At 37.0% G+C, this 14,095-nt stretch carries 16 protein-coding genes; 6 read left to right on the forward strand and 10 right to left on the reverse strand.

Annotated features, from left to right (window positions below):
* The first annotated feature begins 401 nt into the window (after positions 1-401).
* On the forward strand, positions 402-1,565 hold the full coding sequence (locus AC1M9C_RS02595; protein WP_481587533.1) for an MFS transporter: 1,164 nt from the start codon (positions 402-404) through the stop codon (positions 1,563-1,565).
* A gap of 4 nt (positions 1,566-1,569) precedes the next feature.
* On the opposite strand, the gene AC1M9C_RS02600 is transcribed toward AC1M9C_RS02595, so the two are convergent.
* Positions 1,570-3,036, reverse strand: a complete 1,467-nt coding sequence (locus tag AC1M9C_RS02600; protein WP_481587420.1) for a GGDEF domain-containing protein — start codon at positions 3,034-3,036, stop codon at positions 1,570-1,572.
* 252 nt (positions 3,037-3,288) lie between these two features.
* On the opposite strand from AC1M9C_RS02600, the gene AC1M9C_RS02605 reads away from it, so the two are divergent.
* The gene (locus AC1M9C_RS02605; protein WP_035270703.1) at positions 3,289-3,771 is read left to right on the forward strand and encodes a hypothetical protein; all 483 of its coding nucleotides are present in this window, start codon (positions 3,289-3,291) and stop codon (positions 3,769-3,771) included.
* Between the two features lie 83 nt (positions 3,772-3,854).
* Here the strand turns inward: AC1M9C_RS02605 and accC are convergent, their stop codons facing one another.
* From accC to AC1M9C_RS02630, 5 genes are all read right to left on the reverse strand, one after another.
* The gene (accC, locus tag AC1M9C_RS02610; RefSeq protein ID WP_481953179.1) at positions 3,855-5,219 is read right to left on the reverse strand and encodes an acetyl-CoA carboxylase biotin carboxylase subunit; all 1,365 of its coding nucleotides are present in this window, start codon (positions 5,217-5,219) and stop codon (positions 3,855-3,857) included.
* Between the two features lie 15 nt (positions 5,220-5,234).
* Positions 5,235-5,654, reverse strand: a complete 420-nt coding sequence (gene accB / locus AC1M9C_RS02615) for an acetyl-CoA carboxylase biotin carboxyl carrier protein (protein ID WP_035267829.1) — start codon at positions 5,652-5,654, stop codon at positions 5,235-5,237.
* A gap of 18 nt (positions 5,655-5,672) precedes the next feature.
* Positions 5,673-6,128, reverse strand: coding sequence for a type II 3-dehydroquinate dehydratase (aroQ, locus tag AC1M9C_RS02620; RefSeq protein ID WP_035267826.1), 456 nt, complete (start codon positions 6,126-6,128; stop codon positions 5,673-5,675).
* A gap of 236 nt (positions 6,129-6,364) precedes the next feature.
* Positions 6,365-7,696 carry a Y-family DNA polymerase gene (locus AC1M9C_RS02625; RefSeq protein ID WP_481587419.1) on the reverse strand — a complete coding sequence of 444 codons (1,332 nt, stop codon included), beginning with the start codon at positions 7,694-7,696 and terminating at the stop codon, positions 6,365-6,367.
* 28 nt (positions 7,697-7,724) lie between these two features.
* Entirely contained in the window at positions 7,725-8,342 is a 618-nt protein-coding gene (locus AC1M9C_RS02630) for a LexA family protein (RefSeq protein WP_257219868.1), read from the reverse strand.
* Positions 8,343-8,494: 152 nt separating this feature from the next.
* On the opposite strand from AC1M9C_RS02630, the gene AC1M9C_RS02635 reads away from it, so the two are divergent.
* Positions 8,495-8,845, forward strand: a complete 351-nt coding sequence (locus AC1M9C_RS02635) for an immunity protein Imm33 domain-containing protein (RefSeq protein ID WP_035267817.1) — start codon at positions 8,495-8,497, stop codon at positions 8,843-8,845.
* Complete coding sequence (locus AC1M9C_RS02640; RefSeq protein WP_481587418.1) at positions 8,845-9,216, forward strand: hypothetical protein; 372 nt, start codon at positions 8,845-8,847, stop codon at positions 9,214-9,216. The genes AC1M9C_RS02635 and AC1M9C_RS02640 overlap by 1 nt, the downstream gene beginning before the upstream one ends.
* Positions 9,217-9,468: 252 nt before the next feature.
* Here the strand turns inward: AC1M9C_RS02640 and AC1M9C_RS02645 are convergent, their stop codons facing one another.
* From AC1M9C_RS02645 to tusD, 4 genes are read right to left on the reverse strand one after another with little or no spacing between them, the layout of a single operon-like run.
* Positions 9,469-9,792 (reverse strand): TusE/DsrC/DsvC family sulfur relay protein, encoded by a 324-nt coding sequence (locus tag AC1M9C_RS02645; RefSeq protein ID WP_481587417.1) that lies wholly within the window; start codon positions 9,790-9,792, stop codon positions 9,469-9,471.
* 27 nt (positions 9,793-9,819) lie between these two features.
* Positions 9,820-10,119, reverse strand: coding sequence for a DsrH/TusB family sulfur metabolism protein (locus AC1M9C_RS02650; RefSeq protein WP_481587416.1), 300 nt, complete (start codon positions 10,117-10,119; stop codon positions 9,820-9,822).
* Between the two features lie 5 nt (positions 10,120-10,124).
* The gene (locus AC1M9C_RS02655; protein ID WP_481587415.1) at positions 10,125-10,475 is read right to left on the reverse strand and encodes a hypothetical protein; all 351 of its coding nucleotides are present in this window, start codon (positions 10,473-10,475) and stop codon (positions 10,125-10,127) included.
* A 44-nt stretch (positions 10,476-10,519) separates the two neighbouring features.
* On the reverse strand, positions 10,520-10,888 hold the full coding sequence (gene tusD / locus AC1M9C_RS02660; protein ID WP_035267807.1) for a sulfurtransferase complex subunit TusD: 369 nt from the start codon (positions 10,886-10,888) through the stop codon (positions 10,520-10,522).
* A gap of 71 nt (positions 10,889-10,959) precedes the next feature.
* Here tusD and AC1M9C_RS02665 point away from each other — a divergent pair, with 71 nt between their 5' ends.
* Together AC1M9C_RS02665 and fumC are read left to right on the forward strand one after the other, a co-directional pair.
* The gene (locus AC1M9C_RS02665; protein WP_481587414.1) at positions 10,960-11,961 is read left to right on the forward strand and encodes an NAD-dependent epimerase/dehydratase family protein; all 1,002 of its coding nucleotides are present in this window, start codon (positions 10,960-10,962) and stop codon (positions 11,959-11,961) included.
* Positions 11,962-12,071: 110 nt separating this feature from the next.
* Positions 12,072-13,466 (forward strand): class II fumarate hydratase, encoded by a 1,395-nt coding sequence (gene fumC, locus AC1M9C_RS02670; protein ID WP_481953180.1) that lies wholly within the window; start codon positions 12,072-12,074, stop codon positions 13,464-13,466.
* Positions 13,467-14,095: the final 629 nt, after the last annotated feature.

The following is a 14,095-nucleotide window of genomic DNA, read 5'->3' on the forward strand; positions in this document are numbered from 1 at the left end:
ATTTTTACATTAGCAATTTAGCAGTAATTTCCTCATCAAACTCTATTACCCCAGTCTAGTACGATTCAATCTATAGATTGAAATTTTTTCAATACTTTGCAAGTTATGCTATCCGCTGAATTCTCAAAAAAGAGAAATAGCAAAATTGGGTAGGAAACCTTATAGGTAAAGTATAAAATTTCTTTAGTAACTTACTAACAATTAATTCTCATGAAAATGATCACAGAATTATTTTCTAAGACGTAAATATCTTCAGTCTACAAAAAATGAAGAGTCTACAAAAAAATAAATTTGTAGACTGATTTGTAGACTGATGAAGTGCAATTACACCTAAGTGGTAACAAATGTATGCAACTATTAAATGATATTAACTTATTGAAAATACTGGTAATTGCAATATGATACAAGCGTTGCCAATTAAAACAAAATTAGGTGGATTCTACTTTTTCTACTATGCGATTGTTGGTACCTTCATGCCGTATTGGAGTCTATATCTGCAAGATCAGGGATTTAGCTTTTTAGAGATTGGGGGGCTTAGTGCAATTGCAATCATGACACGTTTTTTTGCGCCGTTTATTTGGGGTTGGGTGGCGGATAAAACGGGTAAAAGAATGCTATTGGTGCGAATCGCAACATGGATGGAAGCGAGTATATGGTTCCTCATTTTTATTATACCTAATAATTTTCAATCAATTGCCTTGTTAATGTTGATCTTCAGCTTTTTTCAAAATGCGATACTTGCTCAATTTGAAGGCGTTACATTATTTTGGTTAGGCGAAAAACGAAATGAACTTTATGGCAAAGTGAGAAAATGGGGATCGATTGGGTTTATTGTTGGTGTTTTCTTTATTGGTCTAATTCTTGAAATCATCGATATTCAGTATCTCCCGATTTTATTACTGAGTATTTCATTTCTAGCGTTCTTATGGTCATTTACAGTAAAAGAACCGAAGGGCGCACCAAAAGCCCAAAAAACACTTGAATCCATTATTCCAGTTTTAAAACAACCAATTGTGAAAGCAATTTTCTTAATTGAGTTCATTATGTTGTTTGCTCAAGCACCATTCTATAGTTTTTATAGCAATTACTTACAGTCATCTGGATTTAGTACCACAGCAACAGGATTTCTTTGGTCAACAGGTGTTATTGCTGAAATCATGATGTTTGCCTATGCATCATTTTTTTTAAATCGTTTTACATGGCGTCAGTTGGTTGCGATCTGTTTATGGATGACTGGGCTTAGGTTTTTGATTGTTGGTTTATTTCCTGAAAGTTTTGTTCTTCAATTTTTCTCCCAGACAATGCATGCATTTAGTTTCGGTTTATTTCACTTATTGGCGATGCGCATTATATTTGAGCACTTTTCTGCTGGGCAGCAGGGTAGAGCTCAAGCTTTGTATAGTACGATGTGGGGCTTAGGTGTGGCATCTGGAAGCGTATTGGCAGGACAATATTGGGAGCTGATTTCTGGCAGCTATATTTTTATCATTGCAGGAGCTTCAACGTTGATTGGTTTAATATTTTTATCCGCTTTACCAAATCTCAAGCCCACTGAAGCAAGATAGTGACTTATGATGTTTGAGTAAATAGTAATTGCGGATCCACGCATAATCTATTTCGTCCTGCAGATTTCGCTTGATAAAGGGCAACGTCTGCACGATTAATCAATTGTTGGAATGGGGTGCCAGACGGAAGTTGTTGATAACTTAAACCTATGCTTACACTAATATTGAGATGTTGATTTTGCCTGATCATAATCGGTGTTTCTGCCACGCGGTCGCATATACGCTGTGCGATTTCAATGCAGGCTGGTAGGTTACTATCTTTAATTAAGATGGCAAATTCTTCACCGCCAACTCTACCGAATAAATCATTTGATCTAATTTGAGATCTGACGATATTGCTAAAGTCTTTGAGAACAATATCACCTATTTCATGTCCATATTGATCATTAATTTTTTTAAAGTGGTCAATATCGAGTAGTAAAATAGACACGCTCTGAATATTGGATTTCACCTCCCTATGAGTTGAGTCTATCGTCTTTTCGCTTTCTTCATAAAAATATCGGCGATTCATAGTCGTTGTTAAACTGTCATGGTTCGCTAAATATAATATTTGGTGATATAGCTTTTGGCGATTCAAACTAATAATTGATAATGTTAGTGGGCCTAAAGCCAGCATGAAAAGACCGATGCGAACAGACAGTGTTGTCGAAATAAATGCCTCTGGAGATTCTGTTAGATAATATGCACTTAAGCTGTTGTATAAGAACATACATACAAAGCAGTTGATGATTGCAACCAACAATAAATTGTAGGTTAATGCTGCCCAGATGAGTGCTCCAATCGGGAACATGATGGCGCCAGGCCCAATAAAAAAGTGAGTTAGAATTACAGATACAACGACAAATACGAAGGGTAAGATAAGGGGTAAACTTAAACGTTGATTTTTTTGATTTACAAAATATTGTTGAACTATAGTTTTGCTTGGTAATGCGAGAACAATAGGCAAAAAAGCGACAAAGTTAAGAATTTCACCACTCCACCACATGCCAAAATCAACCCAAATACGGCTGAGCTCCATAAAGCTGTTAGGAACATAAGGGATGGTTAAAATCGCAAAGGTTGGGCTCGCTAGGCACCCTCCAAAAGCACTAATTAAAAATAAGTAAACAAATGTAAGACCTTTATTGAATTCTTGATAATTGATTTTTAACCGGTTCAGTAGGTATAAGGTCACTAATGGGTTTAGCAAGTTAGCAAGAGTTAACAACCAAGTAAGTTGTAAAGTGTTGCCAGTACCTAGGTCTGCAAGCATATACCCAGAAAAGGCGCCAAGCCAGCCACCAAGATTATTGAGATAACTAAATCTTAAAAAAAGACCAAGTAGTACGGCATTTGCAGGCCAGAAAATTGCAAGAAATGAGAGAGGTCGACCAAGTATTCCAGCCAAAGCACAAAGTGTAATGATGAGCATGACAATCAAAAAAGATTGTGCATTGTTTTTAATCAGCTCTGTTCGTATCCATATGGTCATACTTAACGTATATTCCCTTGCATAAAATCTTATATTTTTAAGCTTTCTGTGAGGTATAGAATGAATATTATTCTGATAAGAATATATTTTTGCACTAATAAATCAATAGATCGCATTAAACTGCTGATGATTTAAAGTTCATCAATAGGGAATTCATTTTCTTATATAAAATTGTTCTTATCACGTTAATTCTATGAGTTTTCTTGCTGAAATGTGCTAATTTAGCTCTAAACGTTGACCTATAGATGTTGTATGAAAAAAACAGTTTTTTTTGCACCTTTACTTTTATTAATGACGTCTTTTTCTTCTGCCGATCAAAATGTCCAAGCGCAAGCTAAAGGTGCTGATTTACAACAGCCTGAAAATAATATTCGAATCAACATGCGCCCAGAAATTTTAGGTTTATGGGGAATGGAAATTCCAAATAATAAAAAATGTGTTGAGTATTATAATTTCCGTGGTAACAATGAGGTGGTCGTGAATAGTGCTAAAGAGTGGTCGGTCGGTTTATTTGAGTATCAACCATCTCAAGACAGCTCTTCGGGTTTGTTGCCTACCTTGGTCATGCAAGTCAATTATGAGAACAATGAAAAAGACTGCTCTGGTAATCAAGTAGATCAGGCAGGAGATTTGTCTCAATATTTTGTAAAATGGGACAATCCGAATCAAATCAATTTCTGTGCATCTGAAAAGGGTGGACAATGTTTTGCAAAACTTAATCGTATATTGCCATGAGCTAAAATCTTTGCAGCCTATTCTTCAATAATAAAAAAGCCTCCTGAAAAAGAGGCTTTTTTATTCATCTTGTAAAGCTGTAATTACTCAGCTTCGCTATGTCCTTGTACCTGTTTCAACAAATGTTTCTCTAAGTAGTGAATATCCATAGCCTGTTCTGCAAAGTTCTTATCTTCAAGGATGAGATCTTTGTGTAGCGGAATATTGGTTTTGATTCCAGTTAAGATCATTTCATCTAAGGCTTGTTTCATACGAGCCAAAGCGGTTTCGCGATCTTTACCATGTGCGATTAATTTTGCGATCATCGAATCATAGTAAGGTGGAATGCTATAACCTGGATAGATATGAGAATCTAAACGGATGCCTGCACCACCTGGTGTGTAGAATTGCTCGATTTTACCTGGTGATGGAAGGAAGGTGGTTGGATCTTCTGCATTAATACGGCATTCAATTGCATGACCGTGTACTTTGATTTGATCTTGTTCTAGATTCAAACCAAGACCAGCGGCTACACGAAGTTGTTGTTCAATAATATCGACACCCGTCACCATTTCAGTCACAGGATGTTCTACTTGAACACGTGTATTCATCTCAATAAAGAAGAACTCACCATCTTCAAATAAGAATTCGAACGTGCCTGCGCCACGATACTGCATTAATTCGCATGCCTTTACGCAAGCTGCTAAAATTTCAGCACGAGCTTCTTCTGGAAGATTTGGAGCAGGAGCTTCCTCAAGCACTTTTTGATGACGACGTTGTAATGAACAGTCACGATCATATAAATGTACGGCGTGACCATTACCATCGCCAATCACCTGTACTTCAACATGGCGTGGCTTTTGAAGGAAACGTTCCATATAAACCGTATCATCACCGAACCACATTTCAGCATCACGTTGAGCTGCTTGTACAGACTCCAACAGTGTATCAACACGTTCAACAATTCGCATACCGCGACCGCCACCACCAGCAGCAGCTTTAACGATAAGTGGGAAGCCAATCTCTTTTGCTTCAGCCAAGGCATTGTTTGGTGTTACAGCATGAGCTGAACCTGGAACGGTTGGTACACCAGCTTTACGCATCGCCATAATCGCTGACACTTTATTCCCCATAAGGCGAATATGTTCAGGACGTGGACCAATAAAGATAAAACCAGAACTTTCTACAATCTCAGCAAATTCAGCATTTTCTGATAAAAAGCCATAACCTGGATGAATTGCATCTGCACCAGTCACTTCCGCTGCTGTAATAATTGCAGGAATATTTAGATAACTTTCGCTACTTGCACCAGGACCAATACAAACGGCTTCATCAACAAAGCGTAAATGCATGAGGTCTTTATCGGCAACCGAGTAGATACCGACTGTTTTAATACCGAGTGTTTTGCAAGCACGTGTAATACGCAGTGCAATTTCACCTCGGTTGGCAATGAGAACTTTTTGCAACATACCAACCCCCAACGATTACGCGCGGTAGCGGAATAAAGGTTGACCGAATTGGATTACATCACCATTTTTAACTAAAATTTCTTCAATCACACCACTTTGAGTTGCCTCAATTGGGTTCATGATTTTCATTGCTTCAATAATTCCAAGCGTTTCGCCTGCTGAAACAGTTTGTCCTACATTTACAAATGGTGCTTCGCCTGGACTTGGTGCAGCATAGAACACGCCAACCATTGGTGAGGTTTCAACAGCACCACGAGAAGCTGGTTTCACAACTGGAGCTTCTGGCGCAGCAGATTGTATTGGTGCAACACCAGCGGCTACGATAGGATTACGACGCGCTAAAGCAATGGATTGATCACCTTCTTTTACTTCAATAGATTGAAGATCCGATTCAATCATTAAGTCGATGAGCTTTTTAATTTTGCGAATATCCATGAATTCGTATTCCTAAGGTTAAAGATGTGTAGAAGTTTGAATTTTTTGCACGGCATGAGTTAATGCAAATGAATAACCCTGTGCGCCTAGTCCACAAATGACACCGACAGCTTTATCTGAGAGATAAGAGTGGTGTCTAAATGCTTCACGTGCGTGAACATTTGAAAGGTGAACTTCAATAAATGGGATCGCAACACCTAATAGGGCATCACGTACTGCTACTGAGGTGTGGGTCAGTGCAGCAGGATTGATGATGATAAATTTTATACCATCAATCTGGGCTTGATGAATTCGGTCGACAATGGCACCTTCCCAATTGCTTTGGAAGGTTTCAAGTTGAATTGAACTTTCTTGAGCTTGCTGTATGAGTTGATGATTGATATCGTCTAAAGTTAAATGTCCGTAAACTTCAGGTTCTCGCTTTCCTAGCAAGTTTAAATTTGGTCCATGTATGACCAAAATGGTCGAACTCATGAAGACAGCTCCAATATGAAAGTTGCAATATAACCTTGCAAGATGTCTGCAAAGTTTGCATATTATGGCATGTTTTTAAGCTTTTCATTTATATTTTGTTTCAAAAATAGCAAAAAAACAATGTCGTCAATGAGCTGTATTTTGAGAACTTTGCAGTCAATTGGCAATGTTAAAAAATTACATTTTTCTTTTAATTCTTCGAGTCTGCTATTTTAAACCGAATTGACCAAAAGTATTCATTTGTTTTGTGTAACCGCCATATGTGAGTCATCAATAGTTAGCATTTCTGACCATGAGGTGGTATAGCGTGGAGAGTGGTGTAATTGCTTCATTTTCCATTGTTGTTGATTGGTATGATAGCCCACTTGAATACAATGCTTTCCAAAGCGGTTTTTCATAGCGCCAATTGTTGTCATGAGTGAATCTCGCTGCTGGATTAAATCATGAGGCTGCCAAAGGTCATGTGTATGTGTTTTTTTAGCACTCAAAGCAGAAAACATGACGGAAACTTTTACATAACGTATATTTTCTTTAAATAAAACATCAATTTGCTGTTGTGCTGCATGCGTCAAGAGTAATAAATCATCCGTCGGATATTCCAAACCAATTACATGAGAATGTGATTTCTTGAATGGTTTTACTGGAATTTTTTCATAAAGAGACACATGGACACAGGCGCATAATTGTTCTTGCTTGCTTAAACGTTCATGAGCCCGACTTAAATGAAAAATCATGGCTTGCTTGATTAATGCTTTATCCTTTAATGCTGATGCAAAACTTCGTGATGCTAAGATTCGTTTAGACGGTAAATAAGGATCTTCTAGTGAAATACAGGACTGACCTTTTAGCTCACGAATGGTACGCCCCATGAGCACTGAAAACTGCTTCATCAAATAGTGTTCATTGGCAAAAGTTAAGTCATAGCAATTATAAATACCGTAACTTTCAAGTTGTTTACTAATTTTTCGACCTACGCCCCAAATTTCCGATACTGAGGTTTCTATAAGTAATTGATCAAAACTGCATGGATCCAAATCCAATAAAGAACACACTCGGTTAAAACCAGAACGTTTTTTGGCAAAGTGATTGGCGAGTTTAGCTTGTGTTTTACTGTAACCAATCCCGATACAACAAGGTAAACCGATCCATTGTTGAATACGGTCGACTAATTCTCGACAAAATTTTTCTAAATCAAAAAGACTTTGATAATGTGTTAGACGAATAAAACATTCATCAATTGAATAGGGCTCTAGATCTGAATCTGCATGAAAGTGTTGCTCTAAAATAGTGAAAAAACGACTAGACATATCGCCGTAGAGGGCATAATTGCTTGAAAATACTTTAACACCAGCTTTAAGCATATCTTTTTCAATTTCATACCATGGCACGGCCATGCCAATATTGAGAGCTTTTGCTTCCTCACTACGAGATACGACACAACCATCGTTATTACTTAAAACAACGACCGGTTGACCATTTAAACTTGGATTAAATACACGCTCACAACTGACATAGCAGTTATTAATATCAATGAGCGCAAAAATCTCTTGATGATAAATATTTTGCATAGGAGTAGGGTGAACTGCTTAGATCAATTTATTTCAGTTTTTTTAAAATACAAGTCACTACACCCCAGACCATGATTTGTTCTTCGCTACGAGGATAGATGTCAGGGTAGTCTGGATTCTCGGCTTTTAACCATAAAAGGATCGTTCCATCATTTTGTTTTTCTAACATTAATCTTTTTACTGTGAATTCATTATTAATCAGCGCCAAGACGATATCACCATGTTCTGCATTCAAACTCCGGTCAATCAAGATTTGATCACCAACTTCAATCCCTGCATTTTTCATTGATAAAGAATTTACGCGTAGTATAAAAGTAGATGCTACGTTGTGAACCAAGTATTCATTTAGATCAATATGTCCTTCTACATAATCTTGTGCTGGGGAAGGGAAACCTGCTGCCACAGATTCAATAGGATAGGCGATTTTTAAACGTGTTCTAAATTGGATTGGTGAAATTTCAATTTGTTGATTGAAATCATCTTCAGGTCGTATTTTTAACCATTCTTTAATTTGAATCACTTTTGATTCAGGAACACGCATTACTACTGTTTTTTCTGAAAACTGTGATTTTCGACCTGCATTGGCACGTTTACCACCATGTAGAGAAGCGGTATTTGTTGCTGAAATATTTGAATTGCTGCTCATATGAAATTCCCCCCATTTAATCTTGAATATGTAACAAAATCAAGATAGCAAAAAAAACATTGTAAAAACAGATTGTTTCGTCGGATTGATTGTGCTTATACGACACTATGCTTAAAATTAGGTCTGAATTTATGATGAAAATGGAATCATCCATGTTGCAAGATTTTATTGAAGAGCAAAAATTAGTCTGTGAGGAGTTTGATTCTGCTTACATCAAAGTGAATGAAGATGATGTTGTAGCTGTGGCTAAGCATACTTTAGATCAAGAGCCAATCGTCGGTTTACGTAATAAGCCTGAACCAGGTGAGAAAGTGGCATGGTTTATTTATGGTGGTGAATTAGGCGAGGGCGAAGATTTTTTTGAGACTATGACGGTGAAAGAGCTTGAAGAAATTTTACCCGATGCCATTCCATTTCTTGCATTGGAAACAGGTTTCCGTTTTATGATTGATCGAGATGATTATGAGGATGTTTGGAAAGCTGAGCCTGATTTAGGAATCTAATGCGCATGTTATGGGTGAGGTTGATTTTTGTAGGTTTAAGTTTTGTTATATCACAACAGGTTGTAGCGAATGATTTGATTGATGCACAACAAATGGCGTATCAGCAAAAACTGGATCATGAAATGCAGCTGATCGAACAAACCAAGCAAATTTTAGATGATGAACACAGTACAGCCACACCGATGGAGCAACAACTTGCTTTATGCGGAAGGTTAAAGGCCTATCAAAACATTGTTGGTTTAGCAGACCATTTTATTCAAGTTGAACAAGCACATGTAATGAAGCGTATTGCGCAATTTTATTTAAATCAGCAATCTACGAGTTTTCAACAATCGGGCATGACAATTGATGATTGGTGTAGCGCAAACTAGCAAATTTGTCAGATATTGATATGAATTTGGACTGAATTGATAACTCGAACTTTATTATAATTTTTTGCGTTGAGTTGACGTATTCCAATTTCCCTGATTGACACGCGACATCTTAACCATCATTAGTCTAGGTGATGTCTAAACCCGCTGCATAGCGGGTTTTTTAATATCTATTTCACTGATTAATTCATTTTTTAAGCTACGAACTGAACTGACTCACTATACTATGTAAATCAAAAAAGTAGCTTTGGCTTACAGACAATTGGCTGGTTTTGGTATTCCGGCTAATCGACTTAGATGGCGAGCAACTAGGCCTGTTTTAAACCTTTCTTGCAATACTGCATTATCAATGTCAGCGCTGACGTGTTTCATTAAAAATTTAATTAAGGGACGAGTTGCAGGAGAATGGCCAAATTGAGCGTAGAACTGGCGAACCGCATGCAATACTTCGAAATGCCAAGCTGTTAGCTCAAGATCGAGCGTATTCGCGAGTACTTGCGCTACATTTTCATTCCAAATGGTATAGTCAACTAAATGACCATCTTGATCGAGTTCAAGGGATAATTCAGTGGTCATGGTAAAACCTAAGTCAATAAATTTGTTTTATTTAAGGCTAATACAGCGTGTAAAGCCCAGAATGATATCTGCAAAAGTGGTGTAATCAATCACTTCAATTTGAAAATAATCGCCGTTCAATAGATGTGAAGGTAATAACTCAGCATCTCGATCTAAAACGTAGACCTTGTTTTGAATCGTAAGTAAAGATGGTGTAAACAATGCCAACACCGCATCCCCCATAAGGACTAAAGCATCATTGCTATCCAATGTCTTTTGAACCTTTTGAATACAATGTTCTGTATTTGCAAATTGAGATTGTATTAAATAAAGTGTTTTATCGGTCATATGAGTTACCAATGCAGCACATGGTCAAAGCTTTGAATTAACTCTTTATTAAATTCAATAAATTTAATCTCATGCGTAGTATGTTGAACAAAGGGATTATCTTGTTGATTGGATTCAACCAAAATAGGGCTTAGATCGTAAAACTCAAAGCTATCGACGAGGTTGGAAGCCAGTTTAAACGCATGTTTAATGGGTTCGAAGCTTAATTCGGAACGGAGTAAACTTAAGGCTGAGCCTTGCAATAAAACTTTTACTTCAGCGCCAAAAGTTGCTAAAACCATGGTTGCAGAAAGGCTCTCATGAACTTGTAGCGAGTTGAGATTTGATTGGGTTAATATAACCAGTACAGATTTCACACAATTTACCTTTCAATTGCAACAATCAATGAAAAATGAATAATTTAGAATTGAACTAGACGTGCTGAAGATGAGACAGCATCTGCCAATTCACCGAGTCCTACCAGCTGAAAACCTTCAGCCAGATTATGGGACTCAATGTGATGGCGTTGAGCATTTTCAGCATCAGTGATTCCACGTGCTAGGGCAGCACTTACGCAAACAGGAAGTTTGATATTTAATTTTTGCCACTCTTGTGTGAGACTTCTTTGATCATCTGGCGACCACTGTAAGTTGTTTGCAACTTGAACGCCGTCTTGATAAAAGAAAACTCGAAAAATTTCGCCTTTCGCTTGCAATGATTGTGCGAGTCCTAATGCATGCCAAGCATGGATTGAGCTAGGTGCCGAGGTAATTAGTAATAACGTACTCATTTAAAACTTCGCATAGGGTGATCAAACTGAAAATAGCTTGTTCAGGCTTTTAAACAAAAAGGTAGTATACAATGATTTTAGTGACAGGTGGATTAGGCTTTATAGGTTCACACGTTGTTTTAAGCTTATTGGCACATGGTCAAGAAGTCGTCATTGTAGATAATCTTGCCAATGCGAATTTACAAACACTTGAACGTCTTGAATATATTTCTGGAATGTATGTACCTTTTGTAAAGCTAGATGTTAGAAATACGCCTGCTCTGAATAAAGTTTTTGAGCAGTACTCAATCCGTGCTGTTATACATACTGCAGGATTTAAGTCTTTAGAGGAGTCTCGCTTAAAACCGCTTGAATATTATAATGATAATGTCAGTTGCATTATGAGTCTGATGCGTGCAATGCAACGAACTGGTGTACGAACATTATTGCATCTTTCAAGTATAGCGGTTTATGGCACTTCGAGTTTGAATTTAAATGAAGAACATCCTCTCAATTTTGCCAATCCAAACCCTTATATTAAATCCCAGCAAATGATTGAAGAGATCATCCGTGATACCTCTAAAACGGACGAAGAATGGAGTATTGCGATCCTGAGACTAGCAAATGTAGCTGGTGCTTTTGAACATGGAGTTTTGGGTGAAGTGGTTGCCCCTTTACCTAAAAATATTTTGCCTTTGGTGTTACAAGTCGCAGCCATGCAGCGCGATTCCATTCAATTACAAAAGAATGCCAAGACAAAAGACCAAACGGTTGAACGAAGTTTTGTGCATGTCATTGATGTGTGTGAGGCAGTCATTGCAACTTTAAAGTGGTTATTTAATCAAAGATCAACGTGCGAAGCATTTGATATCGCAGGTCAGCCAAGTTCAATTCAAAACTTGATTAATACGGTAGAAAAAGTGACTGAAACAAAAATTCGAATTGAGGAAACTGATTATGTTTTCCAAGAATTAGATCAAATTGGTTCGAATAGTTTAAAAGCATTTGAATTATTGAAATGGAAAGCACATCGATCACTAGAACAAATGATTGAAGATCAATGGCGATACTATCAAAGCACCTTTAATAATTAAAATGATAATCATTTACATTTATGGTTTTTTTGATTAGCATCAAATCAACGGTGGATGAATCCGAATCAAACATGATTCTTCCAAGGAATAGCGAAATATTTGAGGCTGATATGCAAACACGTATAGAACACGACACGATGGGTGATGTAGAAGTACCAAGTGATGCCATGTGGGGGGCTCAAACCCAGCGCAGTTTGCAAAATTTCAAAATTGGTGGTGAGCGACTTCCTCGTGCGATGATCCGTGGTATGGGGCTGGTCAAAAAAGCGGCTGCACTTACCAATGCTGAGTTAAATCAAATTCCTGCTGAATTGGCGAATTATATTGTGGGTGCAGCAGAAGAAGTGATTACGGGGCAATGGGACAGTCAATTTCCATTGGTGGTATGGCAAACAGGTTCTGGTACTCAAAGTAATATGAACTGTAATGAAGTCATTGCAAATATTGCGAATCAAAAGCTGGGTAATCCGCTTGGAGCACAGAAACCCGTTCATCCAAATGATCATGTTAATCGAGCTCAATCTACAAATGATTCGTTTCCAACAGCGATTCATGTCGCTGCTAGTTTACAGATCAATGAGTTATTGATTCCAACAGTTCAAGCTTTACGTGAAACTTTACATCAGAAGTCTCAAGAATTTTCAAATATTGTTAAGATTGGGCGTACACATTTACAAGATGCAACGCCGTTAACTTTAGGCCAGGAATTCAGTGGTTATGTATCCCAACTCGATCATGGATTAAAGCGTCTAGAGCAAGCTTTAGAAGGGTTATATGAATTGCCATTAGGTGGTACAGCTGTCGGGACAGGTCTAAATGCTCATCCTGATTATGCTGTAAATGCAGCAAAAAAATTGGCTGAGCTTACGGGTTTACCTTTTGTGACTGCACCGAATAAGTTTGAAGCACTAGCAGGACGTGATGCTGCAGTATTTGCTTCTGGCGCACTGAAAACAGTTGCTGCGAGTTTAAATAAGATTGCCAATGATATTCGTTGGTTAGCGAGTGGTCCTCGTTGTGGTTTTGGGGAGATTCGTATTCCTGAAAATGAACCAGGTTCGAGTATTATGCCAGGTAAGGTGAATCCTACTCAAAGTGAAGCTATGACGATGGTTGTTGCGCAGGTTTTGGGTAATGACACGACGATTAATATCGCTGGAGCTTCAGGTAATTTTGAATTAAACGTTTTTATGCCGGTTATTGCTTATAATTTACTGCAATCAATTCAGCTGCTAGGTGATGCATGTAATAGCTTTAATGAGCATTGTGCTGTGGGGATTGAGCCGAACCAAGATAAGATTGATTATTTCTTGCATAACTCGTTGATGTTAGTTACTGCATTGAATCCTGTGATTGGTTATGAAAACGCGGCAAAAGTTGCTAAGACAGCATATAAGGAAGGTAAAACACTTAAACAAGTTGCTGTAGAGCTGAATTTAGTCACAGCTGAGCAGTTTGATGAAGTCGTTGTACCTGAGAATATGGTTTCACCTAATGTTAAGTGAATTATAGATTAAATAATAATTGTAAAATTACGGCGTATTGAGAATATATTCAATACGCAATTTGAGTAATTTACGAAATTTTTTAATGTTAGATAGAGTAATTTTGAGTTGGTTGTTATTGGTAATTAAATAATTGTAGTATTTTGCAAGTGTATATAAGTATATATATCTTTCGAATAAAATTTAAATTTAAAATAATCATCATAATTTAAAAGCAAGAAGTTTTATTTTGTCGGATCGAGATTTTTTGTAAGTTGTTGTGTGAATTTTTAAATTCAGTATTTAAAATATAAATCAATTAATATGCCAGTATATTTTACATATAATTTATAGTTTTTTGCAATAAAAAAGGATGATGATGGCCTGGTAAAATCTTAATACATCTTTATCTAAAAATTAAATAGATTTTATAAAAATGAAGTTTTAACTTGTAATAATTAAGGGAGATATAGTGATATAATTAAATTTAAGACTAAGGGTGAGATTATTTTAGGGGATATCTTTTACTTATAATTAATGAAAAAAAATTAAATATTTATATTAGATCTCTTTCATAAATCAAAAAACGATCTTCTTTTTGGTTGATATTTGCACTCCGGATTTCTTAACATTCGTGCATAATCTGCGGA

Source organism: Acinetobacter sp. 24-47-39 (assembly GCF_056783825.1).